The following is a 14,920-nucleotide window of genomic DNA, read 5'->3' on the forward strand; positions in this document are numbered from 1 at the left end:
AGTCGCGAATGGAGATGGTAAACCTCTCGTTAGCAGAGGCTTATGCGCTGGCGCATCAGGTGCTGCGCGAGAACGGATTCAGCGAGGCGCATGCCGCCGCGGTGGCGAAAAACGTGACGCACGGCGAGCGCGACGGCTGTGCCTCGCACGGTTTGTGGCGGCTGCTCGGGATCGTTGAGACGCTGCGCAAAGGCAAGGTCTCCCCCGACGCGGAGCCGGTTATCACCCATACCGCCCCTGCGATTGTGAAGGCGGATGCCGGCGGGGCGTTTTCCCTGCTGGCATTTGAACGCGCGCTGCCGCTGTTGATGGAAAAGGCGCGGCACTGCGGTATCGCCGCGCTGGCCATCAACCGCTGCGTGCATTTTTCGGCGCTGTTTGCCGACGTCGAGCCGCTGACGCAGGCCGGTCTGGTGGCGCTGGCGACCACCCCAAGCCATGCGTGGGTTGCCCCGGCGGGAGGCACCCGGCCGCTGTTTGGCACGAACCCGATTGCCTTCGGCTGGCCGCGGGGCGACAAGCCGCCGTTTATTTTCGATATGGCCACCAGCGCGGCCGCGCGCGGTGAGATTCAGCTGCATCAGCGGGCGGGAAAAGCGGTGCCGGAAGGCTGGGGCATCGATTCTCAGGGCGAACCGACGACAGATGCCCAGGCGATCCTTGACGGCGCGATGCTGACGTTTGGCGGACATAAGGGCTCGGCGCTGGCGGCCATGGTGGAACTGCTCGCCGGGCCGCTGATTGGCGATATGACGAGCGCGGAGTCGCTGTCGTGGGATGAGGGCGCCGGCGGTTTACCCTACGGCGGCGAGCTGATTCTGGCGCTGGATCCGGCCCGGTTCCTCGGCCATGACGCCTCTGAGCACCTGGCGCGTGCCGAAACGCTTTTTACCGGGATGCAGCAGCAGGGCGCGCGTTTGCCGGGCGAGCGTCGCTATGTTTCTCGCGAGCGCGCATCGCGGGAAGGCGTGGAGATAACCCGTTCACTTTTCAGGGATATATCCTCTCTGACGAAATAATAACCGGCTTCGTCAACATATCAGGAGGGATTATGTCCCTCCTGCCAGTACGTTTTTCGTAAAGTTTTCCATTTCCAGGCCGAAAATTCTGTTATCTGTCTGATGGAAAGAGAAAACATGTTAAACCGTATCAAGATTGTCACCAGCTTAATGCTGGTTTTAGCGATATTTGGCCTTTTACAACTCACCTCCGGTGGTCTTTTCTTCAATGCCCTTAAGCATGACAAAGAGAATTTCACCGTTCTTCAAACCATTCGCCAGCAACAGTCCACGCTGAACGGCAGCTGGGTAGCGTTGCTGCAAACCCGTAATACCCTGAACCGTGCGGGTATCCGCTACATGATGGATCAGAGCAATATCGGCAGCGGCGCAACCGTTAACGATTTGATGCAAATCGCGTCTGCGTCTCTGAAGCAGGCGGAAAAAAACTGGGCTGCCTACGAGGCCCTGCCGCGCGATCCGCGTCAAAGCGACGCGGATGCCATGGAGATCAAGCGTAACTACGATATTTACCACGGCGCGCTGGCGGAGCTGATTCAGCTGCTGGGTGCAGGCAAAATCAACGCCTTCTTCGACCAGCCGACCCAGAGTTACCAGGACGGTTTTGAGAAGCAGTATGTGAGCTACCTGCAGCAGAACGATAAGCTGTACCAGATTGCGGTTGAGGACAGCAACAGCTCCTTCAGCCAGGCCATCTGGGTGCTGATTAGCGTGCTGATTGCGGTGCTGGTGGTGATCGTGGCCGTCTGGCTGGGCATCAAGCAGGCGCTGATCTCCCCGCTGACGCGTCTGATCGACAACATTCGCCATATCGCCAGCGGCGACCTGGTGAAGCGCATTGAAGTTGAAGGCGCGAACGAGATGGGTGAACTGGCTGACTCGCTGCGTCATATGCAGGGCGAGCTGGTGCGTACCGTTGGCGACGTGCGTAACGGCGCGAATGCTATCTACAGCGGGGCGAGCGAAATCGCGATGGGCAATAACGACCTCTCTTCCCGTACCGAGCAGCAGGCCGCTTCCCTGGAAGAGACCGCTGCCAGCATGGAGCAGCTGACGGCAACCGTTAAGCAGAACGCTGAGAACGCCCGCCAGGCGAGCCATCTTGCGCTGAGCGCCTCTGAAACCGCGCAGAAAGGCGGCAAAGTGGTGGATAACGTGGTGCAGACCATGCGCGATATCGCGGGCAGTTCGCAGAAAATTGCCGACATTATCAGCGTGATCGACGGTATTGCCTTCCAGACCAATATCCTGGCACTGAACGCGGCGGTAGAAGCGGCGCGTGCAGGCGAGCAGGGCCGCGGTTTTGCGGTGGTGGCTGGTGAAGTCCGTAACCTGGCGCAGCGCAGCGCCCAGGCAGCACGTGAGATCAAGAGCCTGATCGAAGACTCTGTGGGCCGCGTGGAAGTGGGCTCAACGCTGGTAGAAAGTGCCGGTGAAACCATGGGTGAGATCGTGAATGCGGTCACCCGCGTAACGGACATCATGGGTGAAATCGCCTCTGCGTCTGACGAGCAGAGCCGCGGTATCGACCAGGTGGGCCTGGCGGTGGCCGAGATGGATCGCGTGACCCAGCAGAACGCCTCGCTGGTTGAAGAGTCTGCTGCGGCAGCGGCCGCGCTGGAAGAGCAGGCGAGCCGCCTGACTCAGGCCGTGGCGGTGTTCCGCATTCAGCAGGAGCAGATGAAAGCGCGCGAGTTCGCCGCGGCTAAAGCGGTTTCCACGCCGGTGATGGCGCGTAAAACGGCGACCGTCGATTCAGGCGATAACTGGGAAACGTTCTAACTCTGTGCGTTGTGCCGGGTGGCGGCTGCGCCTTACCCGGCCTACGGTTCGGAGCATCAACCAAGAGGCAGGCGCATGGCGCAGCGCGTTTCATACGCCAGGCCGTGCGCTGCCTCTTCTTCTCTTTTCTGACGCAGTTCAGGCGTCAGATCGGTGACGTATTCAAACCCCAGCCGTGCATAGAACGGCGCATTCCACGCCACGTCCCGAAACGTCGTCAGCGTCAGCGACGCCAGCCCTGCCTTACGGGCATGGTCAGCCGCACGGGCGATGAGCTGCCGGCCAATTCCTTTTCCCTGCCAGTCCAGTTCGACCGAGAGTTCCACAATAAACAGCGACGACGCGTGCGCTTCTGTGAGGATAAACCCCACGGGGCGATCGTTCGCCAGCGCCAGCCAGCTTAGCCCGCGTTCGACATACCCGAGGTGCTGTTCTACGGAAATGACCTCACCCCCGGCAAGCCAGGCGAGTGCCGGGTCGTCACGAAAACGCCCGGCCGCCGCGCGTTCAATGGCGGGCAGAGCGGTAACGTCGTTAGGGGCAGTGGGGCGAATATGAATGTGCATGGCGGCAAGTATAGCCTGACCCGTCGACATTATTCCGAGCAGATCAGCACCGGCGAATAAAAATTGCTGATCACCAGCGCGTCTTCCGGCGTGCGCTCTATCGTCAGAAGCCTTTTATTGCCCAGCGTCAGGCCCGCGACGTACTTTTCAAAGACCCCTGACGGCATGGCATCGTGGCTAAAACGCTCCACTTTTTGAATGACAATCTCATACAGTTCGCCCTCAACGTGACGCCATTTAAACATCTCCTGGCGGGAAACCTCCCAGCTGCGCGGCGCGTTCACCACGCTGCCGTTTAGCGTGATGTACCCCGTTTTGTCGGGATGAAAACGCATAATGATCTCGCCGTCAAAGGTGAAGTCGTGGCTGTCGCGCCGGTCGGAAAAGGTCAGATTTCCGTCGCAGGCCACCGACAGCGGTGGCGTGTAAAAGTACCACGCCAGCGCGGCGCCCAGCAGCAGCAGGTTGAGGATCAGAATCAGCCAAACTTTTTTGTGTCTCATATCACCACTCGTAATAGTAAAGCGTACGACAGACGCTGGCTTTACCCCGCGTGAGGGAGCATTGGGAGAGCACCAGCCGCCCTTCGTGGCCGTAGAAAAGCGTTCCCTGAATGTGCATGTAGAAGATGGAATTTTTCAGGCACGGAAGATGGCCGTCCTGCTGAAGGCTCTGCGCCAGCCCAATCGCCTTCTCATGGAACACGTCCGCCAGCGGCGTAAAGGTGTAGACCGGACACGTGCCAATATGGGTTAGCAGGTGGATCTCCCGCTGCCGGGTTGCCGGCTTGATTGCCGTTATCCAGATGCACAGCGCAACGATCGCCAGCGTGAGCGCACCGCAGAACAGCACGTCCGGTCGAACGCGCCGTACGGATGTCGCCGTTTCGGCTGCCGGACACGGCTCCTCCAGCGCGGTGACCGTGACGTCTGCGCTGAGCATGAAGCCCGTTTTAGGTACGGTGACAATAAACAGCACCTCGGGAAGCAGGCTTGCCAGCAATTTGCGTAAGATGCTGATGTACTGGTTTAACGAATTGTTCGACCCCTGCAGCCCGCGCCTGTCCCAGACCTCCTGAAGAAGCGTCTCTCGTTCGACCACGTTCCCATGATGCTGCACCAGCAGCTTCATGATGGTATTGGCCGTGCAGGTAAGGATCTGCGCATCCTCATCCGGCGCATTGATAAGAGAAACAGAACCGTCCTCGTCGTTGTAGACGAGGGCGTCAGCAAGCAGGTATTTCATAAGTTGTTGTAATACAGACAGAGATAACGAATAAAAGAACAGGCCTTTCGCCTGATTTAGAAGAACTGTTGGCTATTTTAGCGCCATTGTTACCGATAACATTGATCCAGGCAGGATTTTGCGCTGTTTAATAAGTCAGCGTAATTATCACGTCATCGCTGAATTCCCCCGTGCCGCTCAGGGGCTGCGCCGGAACGTCTCCGTAGACGGTGAAATTCTGCGTCCCGCCCGCGGGGTTGGTGACCTGCATCGCATCGCCGCTGCTTTGGTCGCCCCAGCGTTGCGTGTTCCCCGCATCCTGCCAGAGGCCGTAGCGCAGGCACTGGCCTTCATCGTTACACAGCTGCCGCTGGTTGCCGCTGGCATGATTGCCTTTTCCCATCGCGAGCGTGAACGCGGTGCCGGCCGGGCAGCGCGTGGTGAGGGTGGCCGTGGAGCGCTCCGGGCGCAGCGTGGCGGTGCTGGTCAGGGTGCCGAAGTTAAGCGGGGTGACGTGCTCTATGTAACATCCCTCGCGAATTTCGGCCTGCGCGTTGCTTCCGCCCTGCACCTTTTCGCCTTCGGCGGAGCCGTCTGAACAGTTCTGCAGGGCATCCTGACGGGAGGCGCTGTGCCACGCTATGCGCAGATTCATGTTGTAGTTGTAATAGTGGTACGCCGGAAGCTGGCTTTGCCCTGCCGGGAGGGTGGCGATAAGCGGAAAGCTGCCGCTGATATTGGCATTGCTGTCGGCGGTCAGGGTCTGCTGGATAAGATCCCCGCGGCTGGCGGGGCCCAGTTCCTGGGAGCGCGCGACGCCGTTAAGAAGACGAAAAATCAGGGTGTATTGTTTACCCTCCTGGTCCCCCGGCGAGACCATCTGAAAGGGCGGGGCGTCGATGCTGCTCAGGCAGACATTGATATACTCTGTCGTACCGAGGTTGTCCGCCTGGCAGCTGAATTTGACCTCGGCGTGGGTCGAGGCCGCATTGCCCGCCGAGATAGCGCCAAAGTTGATGACGGCGGGCGAGGTTATCCAGCAGGCGGCCGCCATCGTCTTCAGGGACAGCAATAGCAGCAACATTATCGAGGCTCTTAATGGCACAGTTGTTCTCCAATATTTTGTACGGATGACGCCTTCCGGGGCGCCGGAAGCGTAACCCGACATTCTCCCTGACCCGTTTTCACCACCACTTCACCCGGCAGGGGCGGGTCCTCAAGCCAGATAAACCCGTCGCGGCCCACGATGGTGGCGCCGTGAGGCGTTGACACGATGCTGCCCAGCGGGAGCGGCGTGCCGCGGTCGTCGACCAGCCTGGCCTGAACCGTCACGGCGTGATGGACGTCAAAATCGACTTTTACCGCGCTGCCGTTACCCGGTCTGGCATACATGTCGGTGACCGGGGCAATCACATCGGAAGGCAGATCCAGCGGGTTGATGGTGACTTTGCTGTTGTGGTAGCGCGGCAGGTCGGTCAGCAGAAGATACCCCTCCTCGTCGGTTTCGCCTGCCGGGCGGTTTTCAAGCATCACCGGCACGTGCCCGATACCGCGCGTTGAGACCAGTGCCAGGCCCTGCTCGCTGTAGCGCAGGGCGTGCAGGCTATTATCCAGCAGCGTCAGGCTGCCTTCGGCTGAGGCATACCGATTGCCCACGTTCGCGCCTTGCTCCAGCCCCACATGCCACTCTCCGGCGTGGCCCAGATAGCCCACGTCAGCATACTTTTCCCGGCGTTCACCAACGCTTTGCCCCAGCTGCCATGACCAGCCGCCGGTCTGGTCGTCTGGCTGATGGCGATAGTCCATGCGCGGCGAGTCATGGCTGGCCTGAAGCGAGAGGGTGTCCTGGCGGCCCAGCGGGAGAGAGAGCATAAGCTGAACGTTGCTCGACGCGTCGGTAAACGAGCGGGTATAGCTCAGCGTGGCGGCGAGATGCGCCGGTAACAAAACGGACCAGGAGGCATTGAGGTAGCGTTGTTTGTTACCCTGAATGTCTTGTTGTACCCAGCCCACGCCTGGCGTACCGACATGGGAGAAAGAATGGCTTAGCCACACGCTATCGCTGCGCCTGACGGGCACGGCACCGCTCATGCGGGCATTATCGGCGAAGGCGGCATCGGTACGCACGGTGCTGGCGGAAATGCCCGTCCCGCCGCCGTTCCACTGCCAGCCAAGGCCCCACTGCATCCCCTGACCGTAGGGGCTGTCGCTCGCCGCGACGTGCTGGCTGACAATGCCTGCACCGGGGGATATCAACCAGTCAACGCCCGTTCCGAGATTGCGCAGCTTGCGCTGCTGCTCCGTATGCACCGCCATCGTCAGGTGGTTATTGACCCCATAGCGCCAGCCGGCGTCGAGCATCGGCGACGCGGCATAGTCGTCGGAACGCTGGGCGTAGTTTTGCCGCATCCAGCCGATATCCAGCGAGCCGCTGCTGAGCCCTTCGGCCAGCATTCCCGGTGCGCCGTACACGTCGAGCTGAACGGTACGACGCTGGCCGTTGATGTCGGTAATGACCACCTGCGCCTGCCCGCTTCCGGTGAAGGCCGGCAGAGTATCGAGCGTAAATGTCCCCGGCGTGACGCGCTGGCTGCTCTGCCTGAGCCCGTCAATGTAAAGATCGACCGTTGAAGGCAGGACCGCCGTGTCGCTGTAGCGGCTACGCGGTTCGGTGTTGAGCTGCGGATCGAGTTCAAAATTACGCGCCCAGTGCAGGCCGCCAAAGCGAACCTGGCGGCTCCAGCGCGTGCCCGTGGTGATGCTGTCTCCCAGCGCCAGGGTGGTCAGCGAATCGGTGTTGTCCCACTGCCAGCGGGTTTCAAGACGCGTATGGGTGGGCCGGGCGGCACTGTTTTCCTCCCCGGCATGGCTTGAAAAGCTGCTGCTGAGCGTCCCGGGCAACACCCCGGACGCGGTCAGCTCGGTCTGGGCATTCAGCTGGCGTTTACCTTGCGCATCGCTGGCGTAGAGGGCGTAGCCGAGCGTAAACGCGCTGATGGGCTGGGCCTCAGGATAGGCGTACTGCGGGGGCGATTTTTCGAGCGTCAGATGCTGCTGTCCCTCGAGCGCCTTTGCCTCGGCCGTAATCGACACCTGCTGGGCAAGCAGGTCGATATCTACCTTCAGGCCCGGCAGGGCGGTCAGTTCTACCCAGCCGCCGCGATCGTCCGGGGCGCGAAGCCCCAGTTTTTTGATGTCGCTGTCGCTAATCCACAGCGCATCTTCCACCACCCGGCAGGCCCACAGATCCCCACGCGGGGCGTGATTCACGGTGATGCCCAGCCATTGTACGGTGTCGGCGGGACCTTCAGTGCGGGCTGACAGCATCAACGGTAGCCAAAGCAGGAGCGCGAGAAGCGAGCGGGCGCAGGGGTATCTGGCTGGCATGGTGGTCATCGTTGAGGTAGACGCGTAACGCGCTGAGCGTATGGCGTGACGCTTGCTTAAGTTTCACAAGGGCGGTCTGTCCCGGCAGTACATAGCCCGCCAGTCCTTTAACCGATCCCGCAACCTGCCCACTGGCCGTCAGGGCCTCAAGATGGCTCAGGCGAATATGGCTGTTTCCGGCGTTATAGCAGCGGATTGTCGCCGGGCTGTCGGCCTGTTCACAGCTCAGGTCATCCTGGCCGGCGGGAGCATTCTGAGTTCCGGCAATGAATACCGGAATCGAATAGCGCAGCAGGAAGTGCACGCCGTTGGGGTTGGCCGCGTGGGAAAGGGTATCCGGCAGTTCATCGATGACCAGCCGGTAGCTTTGCTCCCGGTCATCGATGCCCGGCTGCATGACGATGATGCGCACCAGCTGCTGCTGGCCCGGCGCCAGCGCGGTCATCGCCGGGCTGCTGACGACCTCATCGGTGGCGGCTAAGACGTCCTGGCCGTTTTTCTGGGTCCATTCGTACACCCGTATCTGCGCATGAATGGCCGCTTTTCCACTGTTGGTGAGGGTGACCGCTGTCGCTCTTTGACCGCTTTGCAGATCGAGCGTGACGGGCGCCACCTGCAGCGTGGCGGCCAGCGCGTAGCGTGACAGCAGCGCCAGCATCGTGAGCCACAGAATGAGGCAGGGAAGATAACGACGCACGATCAGTACACCAGGTTTAAGGTGATGTCGTCGCTGTAGGCTCCTGCCTGTGCGGTCGTCAGGGCGCCGGCGTCAATCACGCCATAGAGCGTCTCTTTCTGCTCCTGACCGTTGCCGGTGTCGGTTAGCCCGTCGGTGCTGGTGATTTGCGTCTGTTTGCCCTCGTCAGCAAAGAGTTTCCAGGCAATCTTCTGTGCGCCCGTTTCGCCGTTTTCCGGCTTCAGCCAGAAGGTGCCGTTCTCGCTACTGTCGTTGCTGGTGGCGGAGAGGGTGAACGGAGTACCGTTGGTACAGACGATATCAACCTGCGTGCTGGCCTGGATTTCGCTCGATTCATCCGAGCCGTGGCGCGCGAAATTGAGGTCATTGGCTTTGAGAGTGCACGACTTAACGACCTCAAGTGAGACGTGCATCGTCGCGCTTGCGGTACTTTCTGCGGCGATCGCGGCGGCAGGAAGCAGGAGAGCGGAACAACATACAGCAGCAGTGATAATTTTCATGATCTTATTTCCTGACGTGAGTAACAGTGCAATTACAAAGAGAATGACTGAGCGTCCAACAGGCAGAGTTTTCGATGGAATTCCGCCAGGCTGTGACAGCAAAATTTGTTCATCGCGTTACGCTTGTGGGTGTAGATCGTTTTAGGTGACTTGTTGAGAATTTTTGCGATACGAACCGGGCTAAATCCTTTATGTAACAGCATGCAAACCCGCATCTCCTGATACGAGAGCGTGGCGGCGTTTTCGAAGGAAAATGTCGTGTCGCTAAAGCAGCGGCTCAGCTGCGCAAGAGACAGGTTGTCCGCGACCACTCTGACCCGCTCGCTGCGCAGCCAGGCGTTAATGTCGCTGACCCAGGCCGCATCCGTAAAAATCAGCCAGTTCTGTGCGGCGGGCGTGTCGAGCAGCCGTTCCTGCAGGCGGGTAAGCCCGTGCGGATCAACGCTGTTGATCCAATACATCTCAGGACGGGGCGTCACGGCCGCCGAAATCATCGAATGGAGGCCAAGCCATAAAAAAGCATTGCCGCTCAGAACGATGACCTGATAGCCCGCATTGGGAATGAATGGCGTCATTTTTTGCCCCACAGATAGCCCTGGCCGTAGTCGGCCACGCTGGCACGGGCCAGCGCGAAATCCCCCGCAGTTTCGATGCCTTCTATCAGCACCTTGCTGGCGAGGCGCTTGCACTGGCGGGTGAGATGCAGGAACTTCGCCTGCTCGGTGCGCCCGTTCCAGAAGGTATGTTTGTCAATTTTGACGCCGCAGAAGCGGATTTGGCAGGCCAGAAGATCGGGAAGAATATCTTCGCAGACATCGTCAGCCCACACTTCGATCCCCCAGTGATGGAGCGTTGCGATGCATATCCGCAGAGCGCGGCTGTGCGCGTCGTCGAGCTGTACCAGCGTATGGAGGTCGGTGACCTCGATAGCAAGCCTCTCCGGGCAGGGAGTCTCTTCTTTTAGCCTGTCGAGGAAGTCCGTTTCCAGCAGCAAATCCGATGTTGCGTTGAGATAATACTTCTCTCTCTCCTCGCAAAACATGGCATGACGAAGCTGCGCAAAGAAGTGCGCCTTACGCAGCGTCGGGGACATCGAGCCAAAGTAGTCTTCGAGATCGACGTGGGGCTTTGCCGTGGACAGTACCTCCCAGGCAATCACATTTTCGCTGCGCAGTGCCCGGATGGATTCGAACTTATAGCCGGTTAGCATGATAAAAGTGCGTAATGCTCCGTGGTGATTTATGGAGCTGCACATGTTATGGATTTGTCTTTTTGCGGGATATTTATAAATTAAAATGGCTGATATAAAGCGTTTTTATCTAATTTATAATGGTTGTATAGAATTATTTATTTTCATAAGTGCCCGGCAGAAAGCCGGGCACGCGCCCGTTAGCCTTGTGTACCGACGATTTTGATTTCTACCATGCCAATCCCGATCTCGCGCGGTGAGTGTCCAAGGATATTCCCCTCATTTGTCGACTGCGGGTCTGGCGGCACAATCACCAGCGTATTGCTGCGCGATGGGTTGTCAAAATGCAGCGTGTGCGTGGACACATCGTTTCCAAGCGTCAGGGTCTGCTCCCGATCGCCCACGCGGACCGGCACGGGCTTGTTGGCGTTGGGCCCGTACGCTCTGGCCGTGATCACCAGGTCAAATTGTTCAGGCAGGGGATGGGCGTACTCAATTTTCACCTCGTTGCCCAGCTGCGCGTTGGACCAGCGTCCCCAGGACTCCGGACGCGAGATACCGCTAAACTGCTTCACCTCTTCCGGCGCGCCGGCCACGTTAAAGATAAAGCTGTCCGCCTTGTAGCGAATATCGTTGTCGACGATTTTCAGCACGTCGACGTTGTGCTGATAGCGCGCCGTATCAATTACCGTATCTTTGAAGGCTGTTTTGCCTTTCCACTGGGCTTTGTCCACGTGCTGCACGGTTTGCTCCCCGCCAAGCTGGCCCTGAGAGACGCACCAGTCGGTTGAGAGCGCCAGCGGCTGCGACCAGAGCTGGCCCATTTTGTAGCACCTGTCCACCCAGACGAAGTTATCGCGGGGGGCAAAATCGGCCAGCTGATAGCGCAGCGGCGCGGAATACTCGCTTTCCGGCAGCGGCTCGACGCGGCCCTCCGACACGCGCAACAGCAGCGGCAGACGGAAGTTGCTGCCCGAGAAGGCAATGGTGTTTTTATCCCGATCGATGGTGAAGTCTTTCATCTCTTTCGGGAAATTCCACAGGCGAATGATATCGGGTTTCCAGGCGAGGATTTTTTCCTTCATGTTGAGGAACACTTCCGACAGGGATTGCCCCGACAGCGTGCTCCGGCCAAGGCCAATAAAGTTGTCGCCGCCCAGAATGTCCAGCACGGTTGCGCCGTTATCCATGGAGTTGCGTTTGGTGGCGATGACCTCCTGCTGCGGCTGGTCGCCGCGCAGCACGAAGAACAGGTTGCTGCGATCCTGCTTGCTGAGCTGGTCCCACGCGCTGTTTTTCATCGCCAGATGGTCAGACGAAACGACGATGACGGTGTTTTTAAACCAGGGCGAGGCTTTGATTTTTTCGACCAGCGCGGCGATGTGCTCCTGGCTACAGGTCACGGCGCTGAAGGATTTGTTGTTTTTGCCATCGACGTCATAGCGTTTGCGCTTACAGGTGCGCGAGACGAACCCGTCCGGATGGTGGGTGTCCACCGTCAGCGTAAAGAGCGAGAAGCGTTTGCCGGCGCGGGAGAGTTCCTCGAATTTCTTCCAGGTTTCGTCCAGCACCGTATCGTCATAGAAGCCCCAGTCGTTGCGGTAGCTCGGATCGGCAACCGTCGTTTTTAACTCTTCTGAGCCATACAGGTGATCGAAGCCGTGGGATTTCAGGAACACGTCTTTTCCGGCGAAGCGCAGGTTTGCCCCCTGCATAAAATAGTTTTCGTAGCCGGAGTTTTTCAGAATATCGCCGAGGCAAATATTCTGCGGGAAGAACGTCGACATCGAGGCTGAGGCGTTACCTTCAAAAGGTGCGAACAGCGGGATGCCGCACTGGGAGGCAACCATCCCGGCGATGGTGTAATCCGTACCCGGCAATTGCATGGTGTGGCTGAAATCGAGGCCTTCATTTTTCAGCGCGCCCAGGTCTGGCGTCAGGTTCGGGAAAGCGTCGTTATCAAAGTACGTGCGCTCCAGGCTTTCACCGTAGATATAAACCAGATTGAGCTTCGGGTTGGCGATCGTTTTCGACGGCTCTTTGTAATAGGCTGCGAAATCCGGATCGCCGTCTCGGGACTGAGATTTCACCAGTTCGGTGATCTGATGGAACGCCGGGCTGGCGTCCACGGAGGCCAGCGCCAGGAATAGCGCCAGCAGGCTGTAGCCATGATGGTGCGGATGATGGCGGCGTCGACGCAGGACCCAGGCCAGCGCGCCAAAAATCGTCACCAGCGCGATGACGAGCCCCAGCCCCGGAAGTATGTACTTACCTACCCCTGCACCCGTCAGGCTATTCGTCAGGGTGTAGAGCACGGCATCGTTAATACCGTCGCCGGTAAAGTAATCGCTGGCGTACAGGGTAATGTTTAAAATAATAAAAATGCCGAGCACCACCAGCGTCGCGATAAACCACCAGGTGTTGCGGCCGGCTTTGCAGGCATAGACGCCGACAGAAGCCAGAAAAAGGATAAGGGACATTAGTTCTGACAACAGCATATCCTCATGACGCCAGGTGCTTCGCTGGCTAACTGTTTATTTTTTGGGTCATACACTGTAATTGCGATGTCGTTAAGCTGCAATTTTAGTGTCACGAAAGTGTGCTGTTGTTAGGATTTGGTTTAGAAAATCGTTTTTATGAAGAAGGTCGCATCCTGACAAACGGACGCTGAGACGGTGGCACTTGGGGAAAACGCGCATTTAACGCCGCGCTGCAAGACTATCGCATTAAACGCGGCGTGTTGTGGCAGAAAATGGGGCGGATCAGGAGAGGAAATTAACGCCTTGTTTCAGCACCAGATCGCAGGCTTTGGTTTTCACCTGTTTTGCCAGAGAAGAGTTGCCGAGGGTGCTCAGGTTAAGCTGTTGACCGTTCTGCGCGTTAAGCAGACCCTGGATCCCGTCCATATAGTTGGTATCCGCTTTCTGCTCCTGGGTATCCAGACCCAGTTTACCCAGCACCTGGTTTTTCACGTTTTGCGCGTCGGTTACGGAAGCCAGTTTTTGCTTCGCGCAATACTCCAGAATTCCCGCCGCGTTGTTCATCGTGCCCGCGCTAAGGCTCTGGCTGCTGTTGCCCAGCAGGCTGGTGAGGGAAGAGGCTGAAAGCCCGCCCTGAGAGCTGCTGCTCTCTTTGCTCAGCTCGTTTGCCGCGCTTGAGAGGGACTCCTGCCAGGATGCCGCTTGCGCCATACATGTCAGTATGAGTGGGGCGACGACTAAAACTACAAAAAGACTTTTTTTCATTACGTTATCTCACATTCTCTCGGTAACTTTCCCAATCAAAATTCAACCAAAGCGTACCGCCTAATTTCATTCTGTCCATTACCCTCTCTCCGAGTTGTTTGTTCAAACCTGCTTCATCAAGATTGCTCAGGAGCCCAGTAGGCCGGCGAGAGGATGTTCTTCTGTCGATAATTTGGTTGATGATAACCTTCTCATAACGCGATTCATTCTGAACACCAATTTCATCAATCACAAGCAAGTCAACAGAGCTTAATTTATCAATCAGCTTTTCTTCTGAATCTGCTGATGTGCCATTGAAGGTTTCGCGCATGGAAGACATGATATCTGCCACGGTAATTATAAGAACCGTTTTACCTCGCCGCAGGAGATCGTTACATATGGCGGCGGCCAAATGGTTTTTACCAGTACCAGGATTACCACAAAAAATGAACCCGCCCATCGATTTATCAAAATCAACGGCATACAAGCGCGCTTTTTCTCTGACAATCTTTTGATTTGTCGTAGTGGCCTTGTAATTTTCGAACGAACACCCCTGGTGTAAGGTTCTTATTCCTGAACGACCAAAAGATCGTTCCATGCTTTTGGCAATATTTTCGCGAGCAATAAATTCAGAACGCTTTCGCCCTTCTTCTTGCTGCCAGGCCATCAACTCCTCACTGTTTTTAAAGCGAGGCTCAATGCCTTCAGGTATGATTTTTTTCAACCTGTTCATCAGACTGCTAACGTTTTTCATTTCAACCTCTAAAACCTTTTGGAACGGTATAGTTAGGTTTGGCTATTTCGTTAATGTCAGATTTTGCCTTTCCACCATTACCAGTACGGGTGATTTGAAGATGACGCGCGAGCTTTTGCTGCCACTGAATGTGGGTGAAGACTTTACCTTCCGCCTGCCACCAGGCGGTGAACGCGGCGAGCTCTTCGGCGGTGGCCGGCTGGGTGAGCGCAATGCCCCACAGCGCGGCTTGGCGCTGGAAATCCGCATCCGGCTGCCAGCCCGCGTACAGGGCAAATTTTCCCATTGGCACGGTCACGGGGACGTTAACCGGTTCATCAAAGAACTGATTGTCCAGCGTGATATCGCTCGCCGGGCGCGACAGCTGCGCTTCTATCTCCAGAAGCTGTGCCAGACGTTCCGGTGTGATTGCGTAAAACGCCGGAGCGTTGTCGGCAAAAACCGCAACCGTGCCACCGTCGGCGTGGGTCAACACACCGCGCGGGTCGCGCATAAAGGCATCAATACCAGCAATGCTGGTGGTCAGAATTCTGGAGGACATAACGCTTACTCTACTGATAACGACGGGCGTGATATGG

Annotated in this window: 15 protein-coding genes; 2 read left to right on the forward strand and 13 right to left on the reverse strand. The window is 57.8% G+C overall.

Annotated elements, in window-relative coordinates:
* Positions 1-8: 8 nt before the first annotated feature.
* Together M2433_RS14365 and tsr are read left to right on the forward strand one after the other, a co-directional pair.
* Positions 9-1,019: an Ldh family oxidoreductase gene (locus M2433_RS14365; RefSeq protein WP_429054955.1), complete on the forward strand. Its 1,011-nt coding sequence runs from the start codon at positions 9-11 to the stop codon at positions 1,017-1,019.
* Between the two features lie 117 nt (positions 1,020-1,136).
* Complete coding sequence (gene tsr, locus M2433_RS14370; RefSeq protein ID WP_047346261.1) at positions 1,137-2,801, forward strand: methyl-accepting chemotaxis protein; 1,665 nt, start codon at positions 1,137-1,139, stop codon at positions 2,799-2,801.
* A 56-nt stretch (positions 2,802-2,857) separates the two neighbouring features.
* On the opposite strand, the gene M2433_RS14375 is transcribed toward tsr, so the two are convergent.
* From M2433_RS14375 to dnaT, 13 genes are all read right to left on the reverse strand, one after another.
* Positions 2,858-3,367 carry a GNAT family N-acetyltransferase gene (locus M2433_RS14375; RefSeq protein ID WP_429054960.1) on the reverse strand — a complete coding sequence of 170 codons (510 nt, stop codon included), beginning with the start codon at positions 3,365-3,367 and terminating at the stop codon, positions 2,858-2,860.
* A gap of 29 nt (positions 3,368-3,396) precedes the next feature.
* A complete protein-coding gene (locus tag M2433_RS14380; RefSeq protein WP_429054961.1) occupies positions 3,397-3,870 on the reverse strand; it encodes a hypothetical protein in 474 nt (157 codons plus the stop codon).
* Between the two features lies 1 nt (position 3,871).
* Positions 3,872-4,612, reverse strand: a complete 741-nt coding sequence (locus tag M2433_RS14385; protein ID WP_429054963.1) for a winged helix-turn-helix domain-containing protein — start codon at positions 4,610-4,612, stop codon at positions 3,872-3,874.
* A 127-nt stretch (positions 4,613-4,739) separates the two neighbouring features.
* Positions 4,740-5,675: a Csu type fimbrial protein gene (locus M2433_RS14390; RefSeq protein ID WP_429054965.1), complete on the reverse strand. Its 936-nt coding sequence runs from the start codon at positions 5,673-5,675 to the stop codon at positions 4,740-4,742.
* Positions 5,676-5,686: 11 nt separating this feature from the next.
* Positions 5,687-7,978, reverse strand: coding sequence for a fimbria/pilus outer membrane usher protein (locus M2433_RS14395; RefSeq protein ID WP_429054967.1), 2,292 nt, complete (start codon positions 7,976-7,978; stop codon positions 5,687-5,689).
* A complete protein-coding gene (locus tag M2433_RS14400; RefSeq protein ID WP_429054969.1) occupies positions 7,899-8,675 on the reverse strand; it encodes a fimbrial biogenesis chaperone in 777 nt (258 codons plus the stop codon). The genes M2433_RS14395 and M2433_RS14400 overlap by 80 nt, the downstream gene beginning before the upstream one ends.
* A 2-nt stretch (positions 8,676-8,677) precedes the next feature.
* Positions 8,678-9,175 carry a Csu type fimbrial protein gene (locus M2433_RS14405; RefSeq protein WP_429054970.1) on the reverse strand — a complete coding sequence of 166 codons (498 nt, stop codon included), beginning with the start codon at positions 9,173-9,175 and terminating at the stop codon, positions 8,678-8,680.
* A gap of 32 nt (positions 9,176-9,207) precedes the next feature.
* The gene (locus M2433_RS14410; protein WP_059312644.1) at positions 9,208-9,750 is read right to left on the reverse strand and encodes a helix-turn-helix transcriptional regulator; all 543 of its coding nucleotides are present in this window, start codon (positions 9,748-9,750) and stop codon (positions 9,208-9,210) included.
* A complete protein-coding gene (locus M2433_RS14415; RefSeq protein ID WP_429054972.1) occupies positions 9,747-10,385 on the reverse strand; it encodes an EAL domain-containing protein in 639 nt (212 codons plus the stop codon). The genes M2433_RS14410 and M2433_RS14415 overlap by 4 nt, the downstream gene beginning before the upstream one ends.
* 179 nt (positions 10,386-10,564) lie before the next feature.
* On the reverse strand, positions 10,565-12,856 hold the full coding sequence (gene opgB, locus M2433_RS14420) for a phosphatidylglycerol--membrane-oligosaccharide glycerophosphotransferase (protein WP_429054974.1): 2,292 nt from the start codon (positions 12,854-12,856) through the stop codon (positions 10,565-10,567).
* 270 nt (positions 12,857-13,126) lie between these two features.
* On the reverse strand, positions 13,127-13,609 hold the full coding sequence (locus M2433_RS14425; protein ID WP_429054976.1) for a DUF2501 domain-containing protein: 483 nt from the start codon (positions 13,607-13,609) through the stop codon (positions 13,127-13,129).
* A 4-nt stretch (positions 13,610-13,613) separates the two neighbouring features.
* Complete coding sequence (gene dnaC / locus M2433_RS14430) at positions 13,614-14,342, reverse strand: DNA replication protein DnaC (protein ID WP_429054977.1); 729 nt, start codon at positions 14,340-14,342, stop codon at positions 13,614-13,616.
* 1 nt (position 14,343) lies between these two features.
* Positions 14,344-14,883: a primosomal protein DnaT gene (dnaT, locus tag M2433_RS14435; RefSeq protein ID WP_429054978.1), complete on the reverse strand. Its 540-nt coding sequence runs from the start codon at positions 14,881-14,883 to the stop codon at positions 14,344-14,346.
* Between the last annotated feature and the right edge of the window lie 37 nt (positions 14,884-14,920).

The organism is Enterobacter sp. AC1 (genome assembly GCF_050434705.1).
Taxonomy (GTDB): Bacteria; Pseudomonadota; Gammaproteobacteria; order Enterobacterales; family Enterobacteriaceae; genus Enterobacter; species Enterobacter cloacae_L.